The organism is Bacillus sp. UNCCL81, from assembly GCF_900112535.1.
Taxonomy (GTDB): domain Bacteria; phylum Bacillota; class Bacilli; order Bacillales; family Bacillaceae_G; genus Gottfriedia; species Gottfriedia luciferensis_B.
On record NZ_FOMF01000002.1, the window covers coordinates 1,133,908 to 1,159,591 of the forward strand.

Consider the following 25,684-nt stretch of genomic DNA (forward strand, 5'->3'; position numbering starts at 1 on the left):
TTTTATTTTTAAAATTGAGCACAAAATCATATTTACGTGTTGTATTTTAGTTTCTTTTCAATTTTTACGGTTATTTTCTTTATAATCACAGAAAATAGTAGAGCATAGTAATTAATGGAAAAGGAGATTTACCGATGAAGCTTTGGATTACTTCTATTTTCTCTATATTAGTAGCTCTATCTACTACCTGCTCTACAGTATTTGCTGAGCCTAATCATAAGCTTGCGATAGTGATTGATGATTTTGGTAATAACATGAAAGGAACGGACCAAATGCTTTCGCTACCGATCCCATTAACAGTTGCAGTAATGCCTTTTTTACCTTCAACTAAAAAGGATGCAACTGTTGCTCATTCTAAAGGCTATGAAGTAATTGTTCATTTGCCAATGGAACCGAGGAAAGGAAAAGCAAGTTGGTTAGGTCCAAATGCGATTAAGACCAACTTAAGTAATGACGAAATTCGAAGAAGAGTTCTAGCCGCTATTGATGACGTCCCATACGCAATAGGAATAAATAATCATATGGGTTCAAAAGCAACTTCCGATGAAAGAGTAATGCGCATAGTTTTAACTGCTTGTAAAGAAAGGGGCCTATTTTTTTTCGATAGTAAGACGAATTATCGGAGCGTAGTTACTAAAATTGCAGATGAGATAGGCGTGCCGGTCATTGAAAACAAGTTATTTTTCGATGATTTATACACTTATAAACATATAGAAAAGCAAGCAAGATTACTATTAGAAAAAGTAAAAGTAGAACCAACTATGATAGCGATTGGACATGTTGGAGAACCAGGCGAAATTACCTCAAATGTCATAAAGGAATATATACCTAAAATTAAAGAAGAAGCACATTTTGTATTTTTATCAGAATTAGTAGAAAACCTTCCAATCCCATTGCATTAAGATGGCTGCAATAAAAATATTAGGAACCGCTATTTTGCGATTCCTATATTTTTTGATCTGTATTCTTTAAAATAATCTTCAACCTCATTTATATGATTAACAACCAATATTTTATCATTGTAATCTTTAAACTTTGAAAAAAATGTTGGTTTCCCCACTTCTTCAAAATACTTATTCCATTTAAACATCTTGAAGAATATTTTAAGTGTCGGTTGATAATTTGACTTCTCTAATTTAAGTTTTTGTAAGAAATATCTTTTAATAATTCGGTAGGTTCTAACAGAATAGCTTGTGTCTAAAAAAATAATTAACTCTGCATTTTGAAAACTATTACTTACCCATTCTTCACTATGAACACCTTCAATAATCCATGTATCCGAGCGAATGAGTGTATCTAAATGGCATTCTCTTTCTTGTTCAGAACGCCTGATATCTTTATGGCCCTTTTGCCTTATCCATACAACATTATCTAACTCATAATAAGGTATATTTAGCTTTTTAGACATTTGTCTTGCTAATGTCGTCTTACCACTTCCAACTGAACCAATGATATGGATTTTCTTTGGTACTTTATCTTTCACTTAAATCACCACTTATCTTAAAACATTGATACTATCTTATTCGATTTAGTACTTTAAATGACCTTGTTACGATTTAAATCTTTCTAAATAAAAAATATCCTTGTCGATTAAATGACCAAATTTTCGTAAAAGGAGTAGAGTGATGTTGATTTCCATTACAGGATGCTCGCTTTCCATGGGGCGAGATTCTTTAGCCTCCTCGGCAAGCCTGCGGAGTCTCAGCCTTCCCGCTAATCCCATAGGAGTCGAGCACCCCTCCATTCCAATCAACTTTTTCATCAAAAAAAGTATGCAATAAATCCTAATCAAATAGCCTTTACTTAGAGTAATCCAGCAGTTTTTATTAATCAGTTTGTAGTTCTATTAATATCGAATATTAAACTAAATTAATCAAATGAATTTGTTTTTCTATGAATAAGCTCATAATTTTTAACTTCTGAAAAAAACATGTCTAGTGTTATTGGAATCATGAAATTGCTCAAAATATTAACATTTAAAACAATTAATAAATCATCCAAAAATGATAATTTCATTATAAATAAGTTCAATTTAATGTCCGTTTTCCCTATTGACCATTTTATATTTCAACACTCTGGAATAAAAAATAGGAACTGATCTAATCAGCTCCTATTTTTTATTTAATCGTTTTGTTACCAACTAGTTTATGTAATAAGTAACATTATTTACGCCAAAATGACGTATATTCTGCTTTATCTTGAATATTGAATTCAATCATTTTCTCAAGTAATTCATAATTAACTGGGACTTTCCAAGGAATACGAAACAAACCTTTTGTAGCACTATACCCAGCCTTTGCTATTTCATCAGCAAATTGAACAATACCTTTTTCTTCAGGTGATACGCTCATATGTTGCTTCGCGGTCGAAATGCCAATGATGAATGTGCCATGATTGGAAAACATCGGCGTATTCCACTTAATTTGTGGCTCTATGCTAGGAAATTTATTCGAAATCCAATCCAAAATTTCAGCAGTTCGCTCACGGTGGTCTGGATGATCAATCCCTGCTAAATATTCTGCAAAAACTTCCATGTCCGTCCCTCCTCAATCAAAAATTATGTAGATAGATAAGACTTTAATATAAACTATATACATTTAAATCCAAACAGTCAAAGTAACTTCAAAGTATGATCATTTTCATTCGAAAACTTTTGTTCAATTATGTTTTCATTAAAAAGTCATATTATCATTCATTGAAAAAAAAGTAATAATTCCTAAAACTAAAATGATAATCAAAATTGACTGTATGCATATTCCAACAATACTGCAAACCCTTCCGGAAATTGCTAAACCTTTCCCTTTTTCATTCGTACGATTTATTTCGGCAATACTTTTTCGAGATATAAATAGACCTATTATTCCGAGTATAAAACCGATATAAGGAATAATGATCGATAAAACCCCTAAAGTTAATGAAGATATAGATTTACTATTTGTTGTTACCAATACTATTTCCCCCATGAAAGTATAATTACAATTTTATATATAATTCTATTATAATATTACACTAACAACGCTTATTTGTAATTTGGGTTAATTTCAGCATTTTATTATAAAATGTAAGAACCATTTAAATAGTATACAACAAAAAAAGGATCGAAATAATTTCCATCCTCAAATGTTTATATCTTTTTCTCTTAAATAATTTTCATAAGCTTCTTTTACCTTATCAGATTTCGGTACAATTGGGGCTACTTTTGAAAGTCTATTGCTTAAATCGTTTAAAAGATATACTCCTCTAAACAAAGTACCAGCTAAAATTCCAAAGCCTATAATTATACCAACTTCTCCTAACATCATAAGAACTATGCCTAAAATGGTTGCTAATACGATTGAAACTAACAATTTCATAGATTTGTCCCTTCCCTTGTTTTTTTCTGCCGATTTTTTTAAAACCTAAGTTCTATTTTCTTCTAATTCCCTTTTGCTTAAGAATCTTAAAAGGAATAATAAAAGTTAGATCCAAAAATGATAATATTCCCAAAGTGGCAACTAGTAAGCCGATTATAACTTTAATAACCTTTATTGACTTAAAACCTACTGAGATTAAGAGTTGAAATAAAATGTGATATACACTTACAATTAATAGACAAATAATAATTCCTTTAATACTTTCCTTCCAATTTACCTTTTTTGATTCAAAGTAATAGATAATGCTCTTACCGATTTGATAAAGTACAAGATAAATCAACACCTCTTTAATATTCATATCAAATCCACTTACGATTAAAACGGCAAATAATATTGCAATCCAAACGATAGGTTTTAATCCGATTTTCATAAATCGCTGTTTTTCTTTTTGAAAAAAAGAATACATAGGAAATTCTCCCTGGAAGATTTTTGTTATCTAAATTTCACCATAATTAATTTAATATTTTATATTTATTCTTAATTCCTATTTCAATTATGTAAGTTTCAAAGGCAAATAAGCATACTCTCCGTCCCTAATAATCTCGCACTCTTTAACAAAAATCGGATAATTAAAAATCGGTCCATCTATCACGGTAGTATGGAACTCACCACTTTCTCCGCATGGATCAATCCCTCGAGTTTCAAGTTCCTTCACAAATTCATGAGTTAACATTCTTCCTAAATCTTTTTCTTTCATTCCTAACGATAAGTTGACTGTTACCACAATCGTTTGAAAACCTCTATTTATAAACTCATCGACAGCTTCACGGTGATTCAATTCCCATAATGGCATACCGAGCTTTATTCCAACATTCTTTGTAACCTTATCATGCCAACAATCTTGAGCAGGCATATCTATGTCACCCGTTACTAATACATCTGCTCCTTGATTTTTTGCATTGTCTAATAGTTGGGTAAACACTTTTTCATATTCCTGCCAACTTGCCACCCCTGTATACACAGGTAAACCGATTGATTCAGCTTGAGCGTGTATTATTTCGGGAGGCATTCCGTGCGATCTAGAACGTTTCCCTTCCTCCTCTAGCATAACGATTAATCCAACCGCTTTCCCTACTTTCATAGCTTTATATAAAGCTAGTACACTATCTTTTCCTCCGCTAAAAGAAGTTATAAATTTACGTCCAATCGCATTATTTTTCCAGTTTACTGTTTCTACCATTCATAACTTACTCCTTTATATTAAAGTCACTAAAATTATAGGAACAATTTAATCTTAAAATTTTTCTAATGTTCTTGCAATACTACATACATTCGTTGGAAAAACCGTATGTTAATAGTAGATGATGATTGGAGCGAAACTTTTGAAGATCCAAGCTTAGAAGATTATGGTTTATTTATGTATTAGATAGTTTTGATCAAATTAACCTGCATTCGGTTAGACTATTTACTTAGTAGCAAGAAAAGACCCTATTATCAGATTAAAGGAATTGTAAAAAGAGCATTGATTTATTTCAATGCTCTTTTCTGTGTGAATTTACTATTTTTTTACATAATGAAGCATAGCAAGTTGACCTAACTTTTCTACTTTCGTTAAAGTGTATTTTTGGGTAATGTCATGACCAGTGTAAAGAGAAATTCCTTTCCCCAAAACGATTGGTGCTATCGCAAGTTGAAATTCATCAATCAAATTTTCTTTAAAAAATTCTCGAGCTAGATTCCCTCCACCAACTAACCAAATATCTTTACCAGGTTGTTGCTTTAAATCTTGTATAAAAGTTTTAATATCTTCATCTATAAAAGTAGCATATTCATCTGATCCTGTTGCAGATTTTGAAAACACATAGTTTTTATATGTACTATAAGGATACTCCATATCAAATCCACGAACGACATCATATGTTGCTTTTCCCATCATAATAGTGTCAATTCTTTCTAAAAGTGTATGATAGCCAGAGTCTCCTTCTACTTCTGTTGTTTCTAACCATTCTAACGTACCATCATTATTAGCTATATATCCATCAATTGAAGTACCAATGTATAAAATAATTTTACGTTGTTTTTCCATATTATATCTCCTATCTTTATTTTTATAAATGTTTTGTACATTACATAATCATTCATCTAGTATAATTGATTGTAACACTAATATGCTTTTGAAATAGGGGGAATCGAAATGCCTTTATCTTCTATTAAATTATATATTTGGAAACCATTTTCAACTTCACCGCCACCACCCTTTACTCCTGCTGTTTTAGTAAAACTAAATGAGCTTATATTAAAAACAGATTAAGAATCTGCGAAATATAAGCTGTTTCGTAGATTCGAAGGAGTAGACGATGAAATCTAAAATTCAATTCCTACTATCAATGGTGATCTTTGGTACGATTGGCGTATTTATAAGGTACATTGATTTAGCTTCGAGTGAAATAGCTTTATTGCGTGGTTTAATTGGTAGTTTATTTTTAATAACATACATGCTTATCGGTAAGAAAAAAATATCATGGGCATCAATAAAAAATAACATTTATATATTGTTACTTTCTAGTATTACATTGGGTGGAAATTGGATTTTTCTTTTTCAAGCTTATAAATATACGACTGTTTCTAACGCGGCACTAAGTTATTATTTTGCACCAGTCATAGTCCTGATTTTATCCCCATTAGTTCTGAAAGAAATATTATCAACTAAGAAATTAATTTGTATAGTCATAGCCATATTCGGTATGTTATTAGTAGTTGCTAGTGGTGGGCTCGGCACAGCTAGATTAGAGGATTTTATTGGGATTGGCTATGGATTATTAGCTGCTGTGTTTTATGCTTCTGTAATGTTACTCAATAAGTTTATTAAAAACATGGGTGACTTAGAAATTACACTTATCCAACTTGGAACAGCCTCATTACTTCTCATACCTTATGTATTCATTACTGAAGGATTCGGGATTTTGGACGTCTCAGTTTCTTCAATTCCATTTATAATAATCCTAGGAATCGTACACACGGGCATTGGATTCTTATTATTCTTTTCAGGTATGCAAAAATTAAATGGGCAAAGTATAGCAGCATTAAGTTATGTTGATCCAATAACCTCTTTATTTATTTCAACTGTTTTCTTACATGAGAAAATGACAATTGTTCAAATGATTGGTGGGGCATTGCTATTAAGTTCCACATTTGTAAGTGAAAATCATTCATTGAGACTATCAAAACCATTTTTGAAAAAACCAGTTAAATAATAAAATAAACAGTGGAAAGCTACGGTTTCCCACTGTTTTTTATTTTAGATTATGAATTTCTGTACTTAGCGAACATTATTTCGTCATGATATTTATCTAGATCCGGCAATTTTAACTCTTCGGCAATCATAAGTTCAGCTTCTCGATCATATTCCACCCTTACAAATTGGATTGAATTAGTTGAATAAGAACCATCAAGAATCGCATACGACGCTGAAGTTAAATCTAGGGAATTTCCCACACTTCCAACATTGCATAAAATTCCATTTTTAAAAGTTTCCAAAAACGTAGTATGTATATCTCCATAAAAGATAATATCAGGAGTCTTATCGTTTTTATTTGAATTTGTTATCTCACTATTTTCAAACATACTTAACCGTTTTTCAATTGGATGAAAAGGTAGAATCCTCTCAAATTCACTCCTTGGTGAAGCGTGAAAAAACCTGATTAATTGTCCATTTAATTCTAGATCAATATGAAAAGGTAATGAAGCTAGAAATTGATAGTCTTTTTCTGTTAATCGGTCTCTAAACCATTGTATAAAATCATTTTCTGCAGGTGACTGAATAAATACATCCCAATTGCCACGGACCACTTTTTCGCAATTTTTTTGAACGAGCTCTATACACGCTGATCCTTGAGGCCCCTTACCAATTAAATCACCTAAGCAAAAAATCCTCTCAATTTCTCTAGAGCGAATATCTTTTAAAACTGCTTCTAATGCAGTTTTATTTCCGTGGATATCTGAAATAATTGCTATTTTTGTCATGATGCTCCCTCCTGTTCTCAAACATTTGCATTTAACATCAAAGACCTAATCTAACTATGCCTTATAAACTAGCAAACATTTATTAATTTTGAAATTGTTAAAATGAACTTATCATATTTGTTAACCTTTAAATTATTCAATTTAAAAGAATATTAATCCTTCCTATTATGTTACCATAAAAGAAAAAAGGAGCTAATTTTAGCTCCTAATTTTTACGAGTTTTTCCATTAAATTTTTAATATCTATTTTAGATGAGCTATCAATCATCAGAAATGAATAGCATTGTCATTTAGATAATAATTATAATATTTTGTCATACTTACCTCTATATAATCAAACGAATTGATTAAATCTAATGCTTTTTCATTATTATCATATATTGAATCAACATTAGGTAAATTTACTATCCTATTTTTCAATGTAGGATGTGTTGCGTATTCTACTTCATGATCTCTTAAAGCCTTACCTAATGACTCCTCTATTTGCTTTTTGTAAGTTTCAACATGTTCGCGGTAAAAACTAAAGTAATTTTCAAATTGAAAACCATGAACAATTTTCTCAGTCATTTGTTCATCGATTAATCGATTAAAAACATTACCATGACTTATTAACTTGGACAATGCTTCTTTAAAATTTTCTTTTCCACACATTTTTGATGCAATATAATCGGCTCTGTACTCCATTTCTCTAGAAATTGTCATATTATATTTGTGGAAAATTTTAAGATAATACTCCATAAGTACTTTTGGTAATATCATTGGAATCGATATAAATATCGGACGACGACGACCATTGTGATTAAATAATGATGTAATATACTCTAAATACTTATTTGCACCTTTATATACAGGAAAAACGAACCTATTGAAAACTAAATCTCTTCCCGTAAAATGAGACAGTTCATGAGCAATAATTGCACTTAGTTCATTTACCGTTAATACATGAAGTAAAGGATAACTAATTGCAAGTATTCTACCTTTTGCAGTTCCATTAAAGACATTAATTTTGTCTTCGGACACAAAAAATTTTGATTTTACATGCAAAATGATCGCGTCTGGCATTTGTGAATCCATTTTTACAGAAAGTTCAGAAATTAAATCACGAAGTTTCGGATGATCATGTGGATTAATTAATATAGCCGGCTCAAAATGCTTATTTTTAAAAAACATAGAAATAATTGCAATAAAACAACTTACCACTCCAAATATCATTCCAAAAAAAGGTAGAGCATCGAGTAAAATTAATCCAAAATATGCAAATCCTAATTCACCTAAAAATTTACCTACAAAATAATGAATGATAAAGATTAACCCACTTCCAACAAATACGATTAATCCAGTTGTAAATAAAACCATCAGATAAAAACCTGGAACAAATAATAGTGATGCAAAGATTTTCTTTTTTGATACATTTGGTTCCCTTTTAATACTATTTTCTGACAACAGATCACTTCCTTTTTATCAATAGTTCATAAATACTCCCAATCTTTAAATACATACCTTTTAAATACTAGATTTATTTAGTTTATCTACTTCTCTGTTATGCTGAATGATTCCCCAAAATAATACAATCGAAATAATAAAATCTTCTAGTTGCAAAGAATGAAACAAAAAAATGACAAGATGAAGTACTATTGCCGTTATTAATATGTATTTAATTTTAATTTTTCTAGGGTATATTTCAGCGGATTTTTTAATAATTATTCCTCCTACTTAGTTATTAGGTTCCACTCAATATAAATATTAGGGATCCTTTCTATTTATCTATAAAAATTATATATGCAATGATCAAAGTAGTCGGAATAATACTGATCCATTTTGGTATGTTGACATTAAATTCATTTAAATTTTTTCTTAATAAGCCATCCAAGAGAGAATAGAGATTTATAGATAAAAACACAACTAATAAAGCAATAATAAAAGAATAATTCTTAAGAAGGAATTTTGTTCCCCAAAAAAGAGAAGGTAAAAAAATTATCTCCAGGATGAATTCAGCTAGATCATTCCTTCTATTATCAAATTTGAAAAGCCATTTCCCATATCTCTTTAATAACGACATTGTCCGAACACCTCTTACGATAGATATTCCCTATTAAGTTTACACTTTCCTTTTAAGACATTAATTAAACTATATCTACTCAAGGTAAAAAAAAAAAAATGGCTGTCCTTTATCATTTGAAATAGGACAGCCGTTTTTTTATAAAAAAACTCTTCAACTAATTAATATCTTTCTAATAACTTATACTAAAACTTTAGCGTCAGTATCATTTTTTGAATTTCCTTTTAATTCATGATAAAAATGCGCCTCACTTGCACTCATATAAGGAAACAACCATAAAAACCCAATCCCAATCGATAAAATGCATAAAAGAATCCAACCAATAAAAGAAATGTCTAAACAAAACAATTTCCACTTATATCCATCCATCATTTTTCTACTCTTTGTAATGGCATCATTTGGAGTCAAATGTGGTTCTTCAATAAATATGTATGGGGCCATTCGATATGAATATGATTTTATAATGCCAGGAACAATCAAAAGCAATGTCCAAAGCGTAGAATATAAATAAGTTAAGAAATTTAGTAAAAATGCATTTAAATAAAGGTTCAAGTTTTTAAAATAATAAAATATTGTTTGTAAGGAATAAGGTTGCTCATCTTCCTTTGTCGCAAATGTAAATAACCGTGTACTCCCAATCGTAATGATAGCCGAAATAAATAGACTATATATAAACGTTACGTAGTCATCCCAGCTAATAAAAAAAGATATGTATTTCGTCAATTCATTTTTTATGGGATTTGGGAAGTATATAGAAAGTCTATTTTCAACTAATGTAGTTAATAGATTCACTATGATCGTATATCCAATAAATTTTTTCCAATTCCCTTTCAAGGTATCCCTTGCTCTTGAGCGTATTTCATCTAGGTACATGAAAACACCTCCTCTCTGATTATGAATATAAAATTCTACATTTTTCTACAAATCCCTTTTTTAAAACTTTGTCAACTTTTTTACAATTAATTTATCCGCTCAATTTTTCAGCTCAAAAAAACATTCCATAAAAAATGGAATGTTTCTTAAAATCGCCGCTTGTTGTCCAGTCAATCCTGATTAGATTGCTACTGTTTGCCAAAAAATCACCTTGCTAGACTCATCTTTATTGACTACATCATCCATTATTAAGCCACTAATTATTTCCATATATTTTTAATCGTTTTAACAGATTTATTTGTTCCTGCATGTTTTAATCCGTAAATATCCTCTATTGTATGTAAAAGATTAAAATGGTTTAAATTTTCGTTATATTGTCCTTTTTTTATCATAGGTCCGACAAAAACAGTAGGAATTTTGTTATTATGTGAAAAGTCATCTTCATCCCACGTTACAATTAACAAACTATTATTCGTTTTTGCCCATTTGACATAAGCACCAATTTGTTTTTTTAACCACAGGTCTCCTTGTTTAATAGTTCCATCGTGCATGTCGTTTTGGAGATTAGGGATTATAAACGAAACAGTTGGAAGTTTACTAAAATTTGTTGGAAATTTTTCTAATGGTTGATTTGCTTTCTTTGAGACATTTGTAAAATTAGCCCATGGATTGTGTTTGCGTGCATAATCTTTGTTGGATTCTCCGTTAAAACCAACTGAAGGCAAATCTTCAGAATAACCGGCAAATGTTAGTTTTTTTTCATTAAGCTCACTTGCTAAATTATCTGCTGAAAATTTTGTTTTTGGTAAAGCATCGTCAGTGACACCTTGATTCGATCCAGAGAACAAGTCCAAATAATTCGGCTGACTAGGATGTTCAATTGCATGATAGTTAGTTAAGTTGGCACCTTGCTTCATTAGTGTATTAATATAAGGTGCAGAATGGTTTCCCATAATCTGCTGTTTCGCATGATTTTCCTCAATTACGATTACAATGTGATCTATTTTTGGAATGTCCGATTCTGTTTTCGATTTAAAAAGTATACAAGCAATTAAAACAAAACAGATTAAAAAAAGTACTATTACCCGTTTTCTCAACATAACACTACCTTTATTTAGTTATTTTTATTATTTCAATGTAATTAAAGTATCTTTAGCATAATTTCTTCCGTTTTTTCCTTAAAACATTAATTCTCTTTGTCTATGTGATTCCCCTTCTTGGACTTTTCTCTTTCATTTAGTAAATAATGCTGTTTTTCTTTTTGTTATAACGCTTGCCGATGGCTCAATAAAAAAACATCCCATTAGATAAATGGAATGTTTTTCAACAAAATTATTTTTTCAAACCCATTGCTTGTTTAATAGCCTCATAGATATAAGTGTTTTCATATGTTCCTGATAATAGCTCTGCTCCAGCACCAATTGCTGTTAAAGGAACAGATACGCCACCGTGACCACTTGTTGTCCAGTCAATCATGAATTGATTGCTACTGTTTGCCACATTAAATGGTCCGTCTTCTTTAGATATTCCATCGCCTGACTCATCTTTGCTGTCCACATCTTCAATTGATAAGCCGCCACATTCATGGTCTGCTACTACTAGAACAAGAGTGTCAGGGTGGTTCTTTGCGTATTCCTTAGCTACAGATACTGATTTATCTAGTTCTTGACCAGCTTTGATCATTTTTTCAGCATTGTTCTCATGAGACATTTCGTCTGTGCCTTCTTCTTCTACCATTAAGAAGAAACCTTTTTTATTATCCGATAAAGTATCGATCGCTTTTTTTGTCATGTCAGGAAGAGATACTACTGGATCATAAAGATCACCTTTTCCCTCTTCTCTTTGTTCGAACATTTCTTCATTTGCAAAAAGACCTAACAACTTTCCATTTTTCGCTTTTTGAAGCTCATTTGCATTCGTTACATAATTGTAGCCATGCTTTTTCGCTTCTTCAACAAGATTTCCTTGTGTTCCTTTACTTTGTTCAGAAGGGTCCTTTGCAGGGTGGTCTTCGTAGCTTCCAGCATTTCCTGCAGGATACCAAAAGTCCTCTCCTCCACCTAATAGAACATCAACTTTACTGTTTTCAAGATACTGCTTAGCAATATCACTTTGCTTTGAACGATCTGTCACATGGGCACCAAATGCAGCTGGCGTTGCATCCGTAATCTGGCTAGTTGTAACTAAACCAGTTGATTTACCAGCTTCTTTCGCCATTTCCAAGACTGTTTTTACTGAATTCTTGTTTGCATCAACACCAATTGCCCCATTATACGTTTTTACCCCAGACGCCATAGCAGTAGCCGCAGCTGCAGAATCTGTTATAGCAGTAGTTGAGCTAGTATGTACCAATCCAGCATAAGGCATATCATCCATTGCTAGTTTACCAGTTTGTCCAACAGTAGCCAGTCGGATCGCCTCACGGTGAGCAGCCCCCATTCCGTCTCCAACAAAGACGATCACATTTTTAGCCTTTCCTTGTTTGTGACTATTATCGGATTCTTTTGCATCTACAAAATGATTAAATCCTATTGTTGTTGCTGTTGCAATTGTTAAAGCAACACTGATAATCGTTTTCTTGTTCCCCATTAATAACACTCCCTATTGATTATTTTCTTAATTTCAATATAAAGGAAGAGTATTTAGGAACTGTATATATACTGTAAATAAGGTATAATTTGTATGAATATTTTGTAATCTTTGTTAAAGTGGTTTTTTCGATTTTTAATTTGCACATTAACAAGGCCAAATAAAAAAAAGAATCAAATTGTAGATTCTTTTCTCTATCAAACTATGATCTTTTAGATTTCTTAATGATTCTATTAAATAGTACAAAAACTGCAACTAGAATAATTAAGACTAAACCAGGAAAAACAAAATTAAGCATTTTAGACCAGCCTTTCAGGTAGTATTTTTAATTGTTTCGTTATCGTTCTACTTTTAACCTTTATTTCTATTTTCAATATTTGTTCACATATGATATTAATTTATCTAATTCTTTCTTTGAAAACAATTCGTAAAATAGAGACTGCAAGAGCGGTTTGCACTCTAGCAGTCTATAATAAGAAAACGATATTTTATTTTTACTTAATCAAATATAATTGGGAGCTCTTTTAAAGATCGAAATCCAATTAGTTTTTGCCATTTTAAGTTTGAAGAGGCTAGCTGTATGTTTTTTTTCCAATCTAAGAGAGTTTTAATCGCAATTTGTGCTTCTAGGCGTGCCAGTGGGGCACCTAAACAAAAATGTGCCCCATTTCCAAAAGAAATATGAGGATTAGGATTTCTCGTAATATCAAATTGATTAGGATTATGAAATTTATGTGGATCTCGATTAGCCGCTCCTAATAGGAGATATATTTGGTCCCCTTTTTTTATAGATGTATTATGAATATCAATATCTTCTGTAGCTACCCGAGCGATCATTTGTGTTGGGCTCTCATATCGTAAACACTCCTCAACAGCCTGGTCAATCAAAAATGAATTTTCTTTAAGTTTCATTAGTTGTTTAGGATGATTTAGTAAAGTAAGAACTGAATTGCTGATAAGATTAACGGTTGTCTCATGACCGGCAATAACCAGTAATATGCAGGTTGCTAATAATTCATCGTCTGATAACTTGTCCCCTTGCTGTTCCTCCATAATTAGCTTGCTAATCAAGTCCTCTTTCGGGTTAAGTTTTCGTATTCTAATCAGTTCGTTAAAGTAATCCATTACTTTTATAGTAATTGCATCCCCGTTTTCTAACACCTTTCCCCTACGAGTAAAATCAATACTTTGAATTAAACTTGTCGCCCATTCTCTAAATTGAAATATATCCTCTTTTGGTACGCCTATTATTCTCGCAATAACGAGACTTGCTAGAGGAAACGCTAAATCAGAAACTACATCTAGTGATTTCTGATTTTGAAATGGTTGCAATAATTCATTTACCGTTTCTTCGATAGATGGTCGAAGTTGCTCCACTATTTTTGGTGTAAATACGTTACTAACGAGAAAACGCAAACGCCTATGGTCTGATTTGTTTTTAAAAAGCATCATGTCTTTTTGAATATTTTTTAGCTGCTCATATTTTTTTGAGCCCTCTGGCAGTGGGATGCGATTTTTAAATCGTTTATCTTTCAGGATGGTAATTGCTTCCTCATAACCTGTAACATACCAGCCAGGATTTTTAATGAGATTTCCTCGATAGATTGGTTGCATGGACCGAAGTTTCTCATAAAATTGATAAGGGTTTTGAAAAAACTCGGTCGTAAATGAAAATGCTTGGTAATCCGTCTTCATGTCAGTCTCCTTGATCCTATCAAAATTATAAACTCTTTTTTTATTATCCTAATTTAACTTTCATTGGTGATTATTTAACAACAGCTAGGCGAAATGAAAATTAAGAACTATTAAATATAATCGATTTGCCAATATTTCCAGTTACAAAAATAATGATCACTTTATTATGTTCAACTCTTTTCCTATACTTTGAAAACAATCCAATAAATAATCAATTTCTTTCGCGGAATGGTCGGAGGTAACCGTTAACCTTATGCGACTTTCTCCATTTGGTACAGTTGGGGGACGGATCGCAGGGGCGTATATCCCATTTTCCAGAAGCTTTTCAGAAAAAAGCACTGCCTCTTTCGAATCTCCTATGAGAACTGGAATGATTGGAGTAAGATCGCCCTTCACGGTGTGACCCATTTCTTTTAATCTAGCTTTTATTTTTTTTACATTGGAAAATAACTGCTGACGCTTAGTATGACTATCTTCAATGATTTCAAATGCAGCATAGGAAGCTGCACAGATCGCCGGTGGCATAGCTGTTTGAAAAATAAAGGTCCTTGCATGGTTTATCAGAAAGTCAATTAATATGTGTGAACCAGCTACAAACCCTCCTTCGGTGCCAATAGCTTTGCTTAAGGTACCAATAACAACATCGGGATGGATTCCATAGTATTCGCTTGTTCCTCTCCCATTCTTACCTAAAACACCTGTTGCGTGCGCATCATCAACTATGACGTAGGCATCATATCGTTTTGCAAGTGAGATGATCTGATCGAGCGGGGCTATTGTCCCATCCATACTAAAAACACCATCTGTTACGACAAATCGCCTTTGGTAGGATGCCGATTCTTTCAATTTTCCCTCTAGATCAATCATATCAATATGGTTATAGACAACCGTTTTTGCTTTTGAAAGACGACACCCGTCAATAATACTTGCGTGGTTTAATTGATCGCTCAATATAACATCCCCCTTTTCAGGCAAAGATGATAGCACACCAACATTTGCCAAATACCCACTTGAAAAAAGGAGGGCTTTCTCTGTCTGTTTAAATGAGGCAATCTTTTCCTCAAGTTTTTGATGCCAATCTGTATGGCCAGTCGTTAATCTCGAGCCACTGCTCCCAACTCCAAAGTCTCGCAAACACATTTCTGTGGCATGTATTACTTTAGGATCATTTGCAAGGGCTAAATAATTATTTGATGAAAAGACAATTTGCTTTTGACCATCAATCAAAATTTCAGTAAGTGGTGCCGAATTCATTGTTCGTAATTTCCTATATAAACCTGCTGTTTTTCTCGTACTAATTCGTTGGCTTAGCCATGTATCAAGCTTCAACTGTATTCACCTCATTTGTTACCTCAGTAGCATCGTAATCTTTCATTTGTGTGAATGTTAACCACATATGATTATTAAGCTTCTCAAATAGTTCATGTTGCACTTTCTTCCTCCCATTGAACAATGATTGGCAGTTTTTCTAAGTAATCTATGTATGAATCTATATCGCTTCTTCCATCTACGAAGAAGATTCGGCATCCGTGTTCATCACCGTATTCTTTTAGATTTGTGATCCGCTGATAACCTAAGTTTTTACTGGCTACATAACCTGTTGTATATTCAGGATCATCTGACCAGCATAACTCCGAAATAGTCGCTGGATGACTATTCACTTTTGTTGCAAGAACAAGTGCCTCTTTTATCCTTTGACTTCGAGGGATTGTGAAGTAGTTAGCCCATTTTTCAAAATTTGTCGTCAACCAGTCCATTCTAGAAACCCGTACACCCTTTTCATGACGATCATCTATGCGCTCCCCATTCCATATATCGACCAAAATTGCCCCTCTAAGATTTGGATATTCATCTATTTGTTGGAATGCCCTTTCAATGCTCTTTTTTGGAACACCTGATTTCATTAAAAGAGACACGGCTAGTATTTGTCCTTCTTGTACTGATTCAACCTCATTTGTCGCTGTATGCAAAGGTAGCAACTTGGTTATTGTTTCTTCAATTAATTCGAACTGAATTTGCATAAAGTCCGGGTTCCCTCTTGTATGGGTTAAGGCTTTTTCTAGCAGAAAATTAACCGCATTTTTCAAATTGTCGTAAGTTGAAATAAGTTCACCACCAGAAATATGCTTTCCACCATTTTCATGTGCCCCATCCTTGGAAGCTCTCATTCTTACACTAAAAAAGTTTTCATTCCTCAACAGAACTAGTCTCCTAATCTTTTTTTGATAATAACGCTTTTAAATGTTAACCAAATATATTTTTAGGTTAACATTTAATTATGTTAAATTCATCCTAATATATTGTCAATAATTTCAATTCGAAATTTTTAAAAAATAGCTGTGATAAGGAGAGCATTCGAAGCTTATTTGGGGCTTAGACCCAATCATTATTCAGCTCACACCCTACTTATAGAAAAAGGTAGTTTTTTTAATAAAATGTAATTTTGGTGAATAAGTTCGTTGGTTTTTATGAAGTAATTTTCAGGGGAATAAATTTATCTTTTATTTAAAATTCTGAAGTATATGTGTTTTTTTTGCACATAAAAATTAAGGGTTTAATGCTATGTGAGCGCATTCATGTCTACTATCTACTTATTTAAAAGTTAAAATTATATAAAAAAATTGATTAATCTAATCCTCCACCTTTTCAATTCTCTAAAGTTGTTTAAACTTAGAAGTTATAAATGCAATGGCTGATTTTATTACATAAGAAGTTAGTAACAAAAATTAAAATGCGTTACTTTAAAGCAACGCATTTTTCACATATTATTATCCTTTAACAATTAGCATATTATTTTGATTTCTATCTAAAAAACATTTCATATTTATTCTTTATAAATACTTTTAAACGCTCCATTTTCTCCTTTGAATCTATTAATTCAAACGGAACATATACTTCATGTTTTTTTAGGAGAAAATTTCTCATTTCTTTAATTTCAAAATTTAATATTTTTTGAACTTCTTTTTGTTCAGACTTCCCTCTAGTAGATTCTGGATTACCTGGATCTACATGAAGAATTAAGCAATAGTATTTTTTATCTGTAACTTTATATACCTAACATTTTCGCTGGAATATTAATAATTAAGAATCTTGTCCGATAAAAGAAAAACCCTCAACGCATACAACGTCAAGGGTCGATTTAATTAATATACGACATGTATTGCTCAAGCTACCTAAGGTGAACTTGAGTTCAAGAAATCTTTATTAGAACATGATCGGCTATGGTAAGTGATACGATTTAATATGATTCAGCCTCAATAAAGTGACCTCACCACTTGCTACTTTTAATTCAATGACCCCATCTTCCACGCTCTTGAGTACTCCAATTTTCATTGGATCAAGTCCCCCATCAAATACGACAAATTTTCCTTCTTCTTTTTTTAATTGTGTATCAAACAAGCGTGAAAATGACATATTTACATTTTCAGGTAATAGATTGATTTCAGAGTTATAGGGATTGGCATTATAATTGTATGGTGTTAGCCACTTTAAATGTGATAAAGGGATATACAACATTTTAAATACTGGTGAATAAAACACGATATAGTCACTTAATACGTTTATAATATTTCCATGAAATGTGATATTACCTGTAACATAAATCTCTGCAAAGATTCCTTTTGCATTTGATAATATTTTACGATATGAGATCGTTCCAATATCTTCTGCAATTGAAGGTCTTGTAGGCTTGTCTATTTTGTCTTTATAGTTGTTACTAAGACTAACCCTATGAACGTGAAGCCATGGAATATAATAGTATTTTTGTCCGTTGTATAGTACAAGGACGTCTCTACCATAATCTGTTAGTATTCCTTCAAAATAACTACCACCTGATAATTGTACATAAATTTTTTCTCCAACTAATGATTGTACATCACTCACTTGCATCTCCTCTTTCTAATAGATTCAAATTGTTTATTAAGCGAAAACTAATTGCACCCAATAATATAGTAGAAACAGCGTTACGATTGTTGTTAATGGAATGACAATTAATGATACATTTAGATAATCCTTCCATTTAATCTTAATTTTATTTTGTTTTAAGATGTGCATCCAAATAAGGGATGCTAATGTACCTACTGGAAGTAATAACGATCCAATGTCACTACCGATAATATTAGCTAGATAAATCGTCTTTAATGTAATTGGATCAAGTCCCATTTCTGTTAGTGTAATAGTTCCAACCATTAATGCTGGATGATTATTAAACAGATTAGATAGTATTGAAACTAAGCCTCCCATGATAAAACTTGCTTGAAATAAGCCTTGATTTACGATTGGTTCACAGTATTTCACTAAAGCAGCAGTTAAACCAGCATTATGGAGACCGTAAATAATCACATACATCGAAAATGCAAAGACTAAAATATGCCAAGGTGTCTTTTTTAAAATATCAACAGGGCTTGTCCGTAAGTGATACCATCTCCAAGCTAATAAGACGAGTGAACCTAGAACTGCTACATATTGAATCGGTATTCCAAGAAATGAAGCAACGAATAATAAGCAGCGCATTAGGAAAACAAATCCCAATACCTTTAACATAAAATTTGTTCTTTTTTGTTTTGTTTCTACTGACATTTTCCCTTTTAAAGGATGAAAATTTTTCATAAAAAATGACTCTTCAATATCATCAGTAGACACTGGTAATTGTTTTGGTAGTTTATTTCTTAAAACCATATACATTAGCCATGACATAAAAAGTAATCCTGTACTTGCTGGGACAAACATCATAGCTGTGTGCATATAAAGAGTCATATGAACAATTTTTAATGCGATTAAGTTTACGATATTACTTACACCGATCGGTGCACTTGAAGCTGTGGCAATTAACGCTCCGCTAAGAAGATATGGAATTTGTTGATGTGGTTTTAAACGTAAATTTTTTAATAGGAGAATTAAAATCGGAGTTGTAATTAAAATACTGCCATCATTATTAAAGAGTAATGTCATTAAAAAGCATAAAAGCTGGATATACCAGTATAATCTGCGTCCTGAACCTTTTGCTAAACGTGCAAGCCTAGCAGCAGACCAATGGAAAAATCCAAAACTTTCTAAAATAATCGCCATTACAATCGTTGCGATAATTGTAATAGAAGCTTCACCAATTTTGTGAATAATATCGATTAAATTACTTTTTGTTACAATTCCAGTTATTAAAATGATCACTGCTCCAATTGCAGCAGGCCACGCTTCATTTATTCCTTTTGGTCTCCAAAAAATGACCGCCATCGTTAGTAGAAAAACAGAAGCACTCATTAGAATTTCGAAATTCATAAAACTCACCTTCTTATAAAATATTTTCCAATGAAACTTGTCCATTTGTTATATTATTATTCAAATATAACAATGATGTTTTAGATGATTTCATTATTTTATGGAAGATGGTTGTTTTACCTATCTAATACAAATGTCCCCTAAAGATAAATAACTATAGTGGCAATTGCCCAATAGTTTCTTTAGAAAAATCACAATGAATATCATATTTAGTAGGTATTCAACTTACATTTTAAATGATCTGCTCCTATTTATATTTTTTCTAATTAGATAGACTAGAAATGATCTTTCATTCAGATTAATTATATTTAAATAATTTTAACTATAAGAAACCAATAAAAAAGGAAGCTCTAGAATAAGAGCTCCCCTAATTAACAAAATCTGTCTTTAATCTTTCATAAAAGACATGAATTCATTTAAGGCAAATGAACAGACTTAATATGGTTTAATCTTAAATAAACTACTTCCCCATTTGCGACCGATAACTCAATTACACTATTTTCAATCGAATTGAGCAAACCAATTTTCATTGGATCATTCCCACCATCAAAAACAACTAGTTTTCCTTCTTCTTTTTTTAATTGAGATTCAAATGAACGCACGGGTGAGATATTCGATGGATTTATAGGAAAGTTTGCATTATCAATTGAATATGGTGTTACATTTTGATGATAAGGTGAGAGCCACTTTAAATGGGATAAAGAGATATACATCATTTTAAAAACGGGTGAATAAAAAACGATGTAATCACTTAAAACACTAGTTATATAGCCATGAAACGTCAAATTACCCGTAACATATATTTCCGAGAAAATCCCTCTCGCATTCGTTAAAACTTTTCTGTAGGAAATTAATTCAATTTCATTTGCAATTGAAGGCTCGTTAGGAGCATCTATCTTATCTTTAATAAGTTGACATAAATGTACTCGATGAACATGAATCCAAGGGATATAATAATACTTTTGACCATTATATAATACAAGTATATCTTGTCCTGCATCAGTTAAAATACCTTCAAAAGCTATATCTCCAGATAGAAGTACAAATACTTGTCGATTTAATAATGAATCTATATAACTCAAATTCTCTCCCCCCTTTTTAATTTAAAATAAAAATATTGTCTTCTTATAAAATGTAAATAATGTTCTACCTAATTCGCACATTTATTTATTTCTACAATTTTACTTTTATTCTATTATTAATAAAGATATGCATTTTAAAAATGGAATTAGTTGATCAAATTTGTGGAAAACATTTAATTTTTACTTGGAATGGAATCGCTAGATCTTACTTTAATTTTGGCTCAGATATAGTAAATTGTTGATTGTCTTATTCAACTAAAGGCAATTTAGTTGCTTAAGATTAATTGGATTTTTGTGAAAAAAAGTGATAATCCCCAAATCAAAATTAATTTACTTTTGATATAATTTAATTTATAAGCAACTTCATTATGGAGGAATCCAATTGGAAATCTTTATTACTGTAATTGTCCTAGCATTACTTTTTTCATTTTTAAATGAAAGAAAATTTAAGATAAAAGAATTTATCATAAATGTTGTTATGTATTCTGTACTTTATTTTTTAGTCCGTTTTATTGGGAATTATTTACACAAACATGTTCACTTTTCTATACCTCTTGTCGACCGAATCCCTGAAGTGTTTAAAGTTTGGTTCGGGGGATTATTATTTTTTATTTTGTGTTGTGGTTATTCAATTAAGGGTTGGAGGGAATTTAATAAACAAAAAAAGAATGAAATAAAATAACATCCACAATCTTCAACTAACGCAATGCATTAGTTCAAACCAATCAACAGTGCGTAGTTAAAGAGGAATTTAATAAACCGTTTTTTATTCTCAAGGAGGGATTGTAAATGATTTTGGTAAGTTCTTGTTTAGCAGGTTTAGAGGTAAGATATAATGGCACGCATTGTTTAAATAATAAAATAAGTAAACTAGTAGAAGAAAATAAAGCTATTAGAATATGTCCAGAATTACTAGGAGGATTTTCAACCCCCAGAGAGCCTGCTGAAATAATAGGTGGAAACGGAGAAGATGTACTGGATGGAAAGGCTAAAGTAGTTGATAAATCAGGCAAAGATGTTACCCTACTTTACATAAGGGGTGCATATATTACACTCGAAAAAGCTAAAGAAATGAAAGCGACTGTAGTGGTACTTAAGGAGAATAGCCCATCCTGCGGCAGTTCAAAGATTTACAATGGCGATTTTATTGGTAAAAAAATTGATGGGATGGGAGTTACTTCTGCTTTACTTACAAGAAATGGATTTAAAGTAATATCAGAAGAAAAATTCTCTGAAACCTTCCTATAATTCTTCAACAAATTAATTCGTTTCTCTACTAATAAGAGAATATTTTAGAGGGTTAAGCAATGATTCAGTTACTGAGTAAGGAACACGAAGCCGAATCTGATAAGTGGCTACCATGTGGTATTTTTTTATAAAACTTATTGAACTAATGCAGTGCGTTAGTTGTATAATCTCGGTTACAATCCAAAATATAACTAAAATTAAGGTACACTCTTTTTGTAGTGAAAAATTAGTGAAAAGGAGTTTGTAAATGTTAAATTACATATGGTTAGATGACAAATCTCCTATCTTAGACCAACTGCCAAATAGTTTTAAATCCGCAGCCATATTATTTCACCCTTTTATCCAAATGCCTTTGGGATGGGAGAAGAAAAGAAGAAATAACGAATTTGAACATACATATCCAAGTGATGAAGAAATCTTAAAACTTGGTAAACAAGTTAGTTGGATGAGTATAATGCAAGAATGCGATTTAACCAATTTTAGTGAACTAGCGATTGCATTACAAACATCAATTTGTGCATTAAAGGAACAATATGCAAGAGATGATTTAGCCGAGAAATTAAACTCAAATTTAAAACAAGATTGTTTTTATCCGGATGAGGATGATATTTCACTATTTTTTATTAAAGACATAAAAAAAGTATTAGAATCTAAAGGAGCTAAATATTTTAGCTACTCTAATCCGATATTGGACGAAAGTGGTACTTTAGAGATTAAAAAACTTATGTCTTTAGATAACAGTAAATTATCTTTAAAAGAGGTAATAATATCAGATGAAAATATGGATTTTGCATTTATGAGTGTGTTTGATACTTTTATTACGGTATTTATGACCCGTGATGAAAAAATTGATGATATTGTTAAAAATATGGGCTGGGAATCTATAGTATGTGACGACAAAACATATATCGATTGGTATTGGTCAAATATCTATTAGAATTGTGTGGGAACTCTTTTTTATTAGTTGTTATGCAACTAACACAGTGCATTAGTTGAACAACTTAACCGACGATTTATCGGTCCTTTTTTATTGAACAAAATGGCGGTTTAGTTCAATAAAGATTAGGAATAAATGGGATAAATTGCTTTAGAAATTATAAGCAAAATAATTATAAATGAAAGAATAGTCGGAGCTTGTGGATATTATTTTCCTGAGATAAACTTAGGTGGAATTTCTTGGATTTTTACAGACCCTAATTATAAAGGTAAAAAAATTAGTTCGAAGCTTGTTAAACATTGTATAGATAAAATTCAAATGAATAGAAGTATAACAAAAATAGAAGTTCGGACATCACAATTCGCAAATGTTTTCTTTGAAAAAATGGGATTTAGGACACAGTTAGTAAAACAGGATTATTGGGCAAAAGGATATGATTTATATGCCATGACTATGCCTGTTTTAATAAATAACATAACCCTAGAATAGAGTCACGAAAAAAAAGATTTATTTAATAAGTATATAAATGATTCTTGAACTCAGATGTCAAATAATTTAAAAAAGAAAAAGCTTCTATTGGCAATCTATTTAACATGAAGAACTTTATGATTATGTTGAAAATGATGTGAATTTGAAATGAAGCATACCTCCTACTATTAAAGCTAGAACCAAGATATAATGATGATAGCTGCAACAGTAAGAATGTTACCAATGTATAAGGATTTAACATTAGAAAGCCATAACCCAGAGGAGGAAATACTAATGAAATTTATGATGGTTGTCAAGGCATCAAAAGATTCTGAAGCAGGGACAATGCCAAAGGAGCAGATGGATCAAATGTTTGCTGAGATGAAGAAATATAATGAAGAATTGAAGAATGCTGGAGTTCTGGTGTCTGTCGGTGGACTCCATCCAAGCTCAAATGGTATTCGTATTACTTACCCTATTCCCGGAGAACCACCGACCATTACAGAAGGGCCTTTCGCTGAAGTCAATGAGTTGATTGCAGGATACTGGTTCATAGATGTGAAATCTCGCGAGGAAGCCATCAAGTGGGCGATGCGCGCGCCAGATCCACATGGTCTTGGAGAAGGACAGATTGAGCTACGTCAAGTATTCGAGTAAACTGATAGACTAAACATTGGATTAACAAAGATTTATAAGAAGTGATTCTAATTAAGCATCAGAACAAAAAATAGAATTTAAAAACAATAAAAAAAGTAACCCTTCGTACCAACTGGAACGAAGGGTTACTTCTTTTTACAAAATACCTATTTAATTTAATACCTTTTAATCTTAATACACATCACGTTGATAACGCCCTTGCTTCTGCATATCTTTAAGATGTGCTTCAGCTGCCTCGCGATCCATTGAACCTTCTTTTTCAAGAATCGTAATAAGCGCTTCGTTAACGTCTTTTGCCATATATTCTTTATCTCCACAAACGTAGAAATAAGCTCCTTTTTCAATCCACTCATACAATTCTTTGCTATTTTCAAGCATTTTATGTTGAACATAAACTTTTTGATCTGTATCACGTGAGAATGCAGTATCAATTTTTGTCAATACTCCATCTTGTTGATATTTTTCTAACTCGCTTTTATAAAGGAAATCTGACGCTTCATGCTGGTCTCCAAAAAATAACCATGAACGGCCAGTGACTTTATTGACTGCTCTTTCCTGGATAAACGAACGGAATGGTGCAATACCCGTTCCAGGTCCAACCATAATAATATCTTTGTCCCCAGACTCTGGCAAATAGAAGTGTTTATTTGCTTGAACATAGACTGGAAGAGTATCTCCTTCTTTAATACGTTCTGAACATAAAACAGAACAAACGCCTTTTCGTTCGCGTCCATGTGCAGTGTAGCGTACAGCACCGATTGTTAGATGAACTTCATCTGGATTTGCAGCAATACTGCTTGCGATTGAATATAGTCGCGGAGTCATTTTTCTTAATAATGAAACGATCTCTTGAGCAGATGCACTCCATGGACCAAAATCACGTAACATATCAAGTAGATCTCGTCCATAGCAATATTCCTTTAGTTGAGTTGCATTTTCAACCAACACAAGGTTTTTCAAATCTTCGTTTTCTGTAAATACAGCAGCCTGTTGTAATATTTTCTTCGTTATCAGTGTAATTTCAAAATAAGATGTAAGCGCTTCTTTTAAAGATAGTGTTTCACCTTGCTTACCAACAGTTACAATTGCTTCTTCATCCCATTTCATTTCATTTATAAGAGCAGTAACTAGCTCCGGGTCATTTGAAGGAACAACGCCAAGTGCAGCACCTGGGACATAAGTAAATCCTGACCCTTTCAATGATAATTCAATATGCCTTGTTTCCTTGTTTGAGTCTGTTCCATTTAAATTAATATTTTTGAGAACCTCCGCTGGAAATGGATTAGTCCTTGAATATGGTAGTTTGTCATTTGTAGTATCATTTAAAGTAGATTTCATTACTCGTAACCTCCAAGAATTGTTATATAACTAAGATAACATAGAAGTGGGAAATAATGTATTAACATCTACTACTTTTTTACCTTTTT

Annotated in this window: 27 protein-coding genes; 7 read left to right on the plus strand and 20 right to left on the minus strand. The window is 31.8% G+C overall.

Annotated features, from left to right (window positions below; genetic code table 11):
• Positions 1-134: 134 nt before the first annotated feature.
• Positions 135-902 (plus strand): divergent polysaccharide deacetylase family protein, encoded by a 768-nt coding sequence (locus BM319_RS05655; protein ID WP_091021593.1) that lies wholly within the window; start codon positions 135-137, stop codon positions 900-902.
• Between the two features lie 29 nt (positions 903-931).
• Here the strand turns inward: BM319_RS05655 and BM319_RS05660 are convergent, their stop codons facing one another.
• From BM319_RS05660 to BM319_RS05690, 8 genes are all read right to left on the minus strand, one after another.
• Positions 932-1,483 (minus strand): AAA family ATPase, encoded by a 552-nt coding sequence (locus tag BM319_RS05660; RefSeq protein WP_091021595.1) that lies wholly within the window; start codon positions 1,481-1,483, stop codon positions 932-934.
• 66 nt (positions 1,484-1,549) lie between these two features.
• Entirely contained in the window at positions 1,550-1,723 is a 174-nt protein-coding gene (locus tag BM319_RS24325; RefSeq protein ID WP_175495568.1) for a hypothetical protein, read from the minus strand.
• A 439-nt stretch (positions 1,724-2,162) separates the two neighbouring features.
• Positions 2,163-2,534 (minus strand): iron chaperone, encoded by a 372-nt coding sequence (locus tag BM319_RS05665; protein ID WP_091021597.1) that lies wholly within the window; start codon positions 2,532-2,534, stop codon positions 2,163-2,165.
• A gap of 138 nt (positions 2,535-2,672) precedes the next feature.
• The gene (locus BM319_RS05670) at positions 2,673-2,948 is read right to left on the minus strand and encodes a DUF4190 domain-containing protein (protein WP_254664535.1); all 276 of its coding nucleotides are present in this window, start codon (positions 2,946-2,948) and stop codon (positions 2,673-2,675) included.
• 168 nt (positions 2,949-3,116) lie between these two features.
• On the minus strand, positions 3,117-3,353 hold the full coding sequence (locus BM319_RS05675; RefSeq protein WP_069032325.1) for a hypothetical protein: 237 nt from the start codon (positions 3,351-3,353) through the stop codon (positions 3,117-3,119).
• 52 nt (positions 3,354-3,405) lie between these two features.
• Positions 3,406-3,819 carry a hypothetical protein gene (locus BM319_RS05680; protein WP_091021600.1) on the minus strand — a complete coding sequence of 138 codons (414 nt, stop codon included), beginning with the start codon at positions 3,817-3,819 and terminating at the stop codon, positions 3,406-3,408.
• A gap of 87 nt (positions 3,820-3,906) precedes the next feature.
• Entirely contained in the window at positions 3,907-4,593 is a 687-nt protein-coding gene (locus BM319_RS05685; RefSeq protein WP_069032323.1) for a Dph6-related ATP pyrophosphatase, read from the minus strand.
• A gap of 318 nt (positions 4,594-4,911) precedes the next feature.
• A complete protein-coding gene (locus tag BM319_RS05690) occupies positions 4,912-5,439 on the minus strand; it encodes a dihydrofolate reductase family protein (protein WP_069032322.1) in 528 nt (175 codons plus the stop codon).
• A gap of 271 nt (positions 5,440-5,710) precedes the next feature.
• Between BM319_RS05690 and BM319_RS05695 the strand changes: the two genes are divergently transcribed.
• Entirely contained in the window at positions 5,711-6,607 is an 897-nt protein-coding gene (locus BM319_RS05695) for a DMT family transporter (RefSeq protein ID WP_091021601.1), read from the plus strand.
• 49 nt (positions 6,608-6,656) lie between these two features.
• Here the strand turns inward: BM319_RS05695 and BM319_RS05700 are convergent, their stop codons facing one another.
• The 11 genes from BM319_RS05700 to BM319_RS05755 form a co-directional block, all read right to left on the minus strand.
• On the minus strand, positions 6,657-7,376 hold the full coding sequence (locus tag BM319_RS05700; RefSeq protein WP_091021603.1) for a metallophosphoesterase family protein: 720 nt from the start codon (positions 7,374-7,376) through the stop codon (positions 6,657-6,659).
• A 266-nt stretch (positions 7,377-7,642) separates the two neighbouring features.
• Complete coding sequence (locus BM319_RS05705; protein ID WP_091021605.1) at positions 7,643-8,818, minus strand: M48 family metallopeptidase; 1,176 nt, start codon at positions 8,816-8,818, stop codon at positions 7,643-7,645.
• Positions 8,819-9,614: 796 nt separating this feature from the next.
• Positions 9,615-10,307 carry a DUF975 family protein gene (locus BM319_RS05715; protein WP_091021609.1) on the minus strand — a complete coding sequence of 231 codons (693 nt, stop codon included), beginning with the start codon at positions 10,305-10,307 and terminating at the stop codon, positions 9,615-9,617.
• A gap of 260 nt (positions 10,308-10,567) precedes the next feature.
• Positions 10,568-11,407 (minus strand): alkaline phosphatase family protein, encoded by an 840-nt coding sequence (locus BM319_RS05720; protein WP_091021610.1) that lies wholly within the window; start codon positions 11,405-11,407, stop codon positions 10,568-10,570.
• A gap of 232 nt (positions 11,408-11,639) precedes the next feature.
• Positions 11,640-12,896 (minus strand): alkaline phosphatase, encoded by a 1,257-nt coding sequence (locus BM319_RS05725; protein ID WP_091021612.1) that lies wholly within the window; start codon positions 12,894-12,896, stop codon positions 11,640-11,642.
• Positions 12,897-13,394: 498 nt separating this feature from the next.
• On the minus strand, positions 13,395-14,591 hold the full coding sequence (locus BM319_RS05730; RefSeq protein ID WP_091021614.1) for a cytochrome P450: 1,197 nt from the start codon (positions 14,589-14,591) through the stop codon (positions 13,395-13,397).
• Positions 14,592-14,747: 156 nt separating this feature from the next.
• On the minus strand, positions 14,748-15,920 hold the full coding sequence (bioF, locus tag BM319_RS05735; RefSeq protein WP_091021617.1) for an 8-amino-7-oxononanoate synthase: 1,173 nt from the start codon (positions 15,918-15,920) through the stop codon (positions 14,748-14,750).
• A 92-nt stretch (positions 15,921-16,012) separates the two neighbouring features.
• A complete protein-coding gene (bioW, locus tag BM319_RS05740; RefSeq protein WP_091021619.1) occupies positions 16,013-16,789 on the minus strand; it encodes a 6-carboxyhexanoate--CoA ligase in 777 nt (258 codons plus the stop codon).
• Between the two features lie 1,021 nt (positions 16,790-17,810).
• Positions 17,811-18,473, minus strand: a complete 663-nt coding sequence (locus BM319_RS05745; protein WP_069032311.1) for a YwrJ family protein — start codon at positions 18,471-18,473, stop codon at positions 17,811-17,813.
• 36 nt (positions 18,474-18,509) lie between these two features.
• Positions 18,510-19,865: an arsenic transporter gene (locus BM319_RS05750; protein WP_069032310.1), complete on the minus strand. Its 1,356-nt coding sequence runs from the start codon at positions 19,863-19,865 to the stop codon at positions 18,510-18,512.
• A gap of 416 nt (positions 19,866-20,281) precedes the next feature.
• Positions 20,282-20,947, minus strand: a complete 666-nt coding sequence (locus tag BM319_RS05755) for a YwrJ family protein (protein WP_069032309.1) — start codon at positions 20,945-20,947, stop codon at positions 20,282-20,284.
• A 382-nt stretch (positions 20,948-21,329) separates the two neighbouring features.
• Here BM319_RS05755 and BM319_RS05760 point away from each other — a divergent pair, with 382 nt between their 5' ends.
• From BM319_RS05760 to BM319_RS05780, 5 genes are all read left to right on the plus strand, one after another.
• Positions 21,330-21,629: a hypothetical protein gene (locus tag BM319_RS05760; protein ID WP_091021621.1), complete on the plus strand. Its 300-nt coding sequence runs from the start codon at positions 21,330-21,332 to the stop codon at positions 21,627-21,629.
• A 107-nt stretch (positions 21,630-21,736) separates the two neighbouring features.
• On the plus strand, positions 21,737-22,195 hold the full coding sequence (locus BM319_RS05765; RefSeq protein WP_069032307.1) for a 2-thiouracil desulfurase family protein: 459 nt from the start codon (positions 21,737-21,739) through the stop codon (positions 22,193-22,195).
• A gap of 247 nt (positions 22,196-22,442) precedes the next feature.
• Positions 22,443-23,132 (plus strand): DUF2711 family protein, encoded by a 690-nt coding sequence (locus BM319_RS05770; RefSeq protein ID WP_091021623.1) that lies wholly within the window; start codon positions 22,443-22,445, stop codon positions 23,130-23,132.
• A 186-nt stretch (positions 23,133-23,318) separates the two neighbouring features.
• Entirely contained in the window at positions 23,319-23,621 is a 303-nt protein-coding gene (locus BM319_RS25220) for a GNAT family N-acetyltransferase (RefSeq protein ID WP_353615539.1), read from the plus strand.
• A gap of 273 nt (positions 23,622-23,894) precedes the next feature.
• Positions 23,895-24,257 (plus strand): YciI family protein, encoded by a 363-nt coding sequence (locus tag BM319_RS05780; protein ID WP_091021625.1) that lies wholly within the window; start codon positions 23,895-23,897, stop codon positions 24,255-24,257.
• Positions 24,258-24,428: 171 nt separating this feature from the next.
• Here BM319_RS05780 and BM319_RS05785 read toward each other — a convergent pair whose 3' ends face one another.
• Positions 24,429-25,595, minus strand: coding sequence for a sulfite reductase subunit alpha (locus BM319_RS05785; RefSeq protein ID WP_069032304.1), 1,167 nt, complete (start codon positions 25,593-25,595; stop codon positions 24,429-24,431).
• Positions 25,596-25,684 lie beyond the last annotated feature (89 nt).

Coding starts and splice junctions, on each gene's coding strand:
- BM319_RS05770 (WP_091021623.1), top strand. CDS start 22,443: ATGTTAAATTACATATGGTTAGATGACAAATCTCCTATCTTAGACCAA.
- BM319_RS05695 (WP_091021601.1), top strand. CDS start 5,711: ATGAAATCTAAAATTCAATTCCTACTATCAATGGTGATCTTTGGTACG.
- BM319_RS05780 (WP_091021625.1), top strand. CDS start 23,895: ATGAAATTTATGATGGTTGTCAAGGCATCAAAAGATTCTGAAGCAGGG.
- BM319_RS05690 (WP_069032322.1), bottom strand. CDS start 5,439: ATGGAAAAACAACGTAAAATTATTTTATACATTGGTACTTCAATTGAT.
- BM319_RS05680 (WP_091021600.1), bottom strand. CDS start 3,819: ATGTATTCTTTTTTTCAAAAAGAAAAACAGCGATTTATGAAAATCGGA.
- BM319_RS05730 (WP_091021614.1), bottom strand. CDS start 14,591: ATGAAGACGGATTACCAAGCATTTTCATTTACGACCGAGTTTTTTCAA.
- BM319_RS05685 (WP_069032323.1), bottom strand. CDS start 4,593: ATGGTAGAAACAGTAAACTGGAAAAATAATGCGATTGGACGTAAATTT.
- BM319_RS05655 (WP_091021593.1), top strand. CDS start 135: ATGAAGCTTTGGATTACTTCTATTTTCTCTATATTAGTAGCTCTATCT.
- BM319_RS05750 (WP_069032310.1), bottom strand. CDS start 19,865: ATGAATTTCGAAATTCTAATGAGTGCTTCTGTTTTTCTACTAACGATG.
- BM319_RS24325 (WP_175495568.1), bottom strand. CDS start 1,723: ATGGGATTAGCGGGAAGGCTGAGACTCCGCAGGCTTGCCGAGGAGGCT.
- BM319_RS05665 (WP_091021597.1), bottom strand. CDS start 2,534: ATGGAAGTTTTTGCAGAATATTTAGCAGGGATTGATCATCCAGACCAC.
- BM319_RS05720 (WP_091021610.1), bottom strand. CDS start 11,407: ATGTTGAGAAAACGGGTAATAGTACTTTTTTTAATCTGTTTTGTTTTA.
- BM319_RS05675 (WP_069032325.1), bottom strand. CDS start 3,353: ATGAAATTGTTAGTTTCAATCGTATTAGCAACCATTTTAGGCATAGTT.
- BM319_RS05715 (WP_091021609.1), bottom strand. CDS start 10,307: ATGTACCTAGATGAAATACGCTCAAGAGCAAGGGATACCTTGAAAGGG.
- BM319_RS05785 (WP_069032304.1), bottom strand. CDS start 25,595: ATGAAATCTACTTTAAATGATACTACAAATGACAAACTACCATATTCA.
- BM319_RS05700 (WP_091021603.1), bottom strand. CDS start 7,376: ATGACAAAAATAGCAATTATTTCAGATATCCACGGAAATAAAACTGCA.
- BM319_RS05765 (WP_069032307.1), top strand. CDS start 21,737: ATGATTTTGGTAAGTTCTTGTTTAGCAGGTTTAGAGGTAAGATATAAT.
- BM319_RS05725 (WP_091021612.1), bottom strand. CDS start 12,896: ATGGGGAACAAGAAAACGATTATCAGTGTTGCTTTAACAATTGCAACA.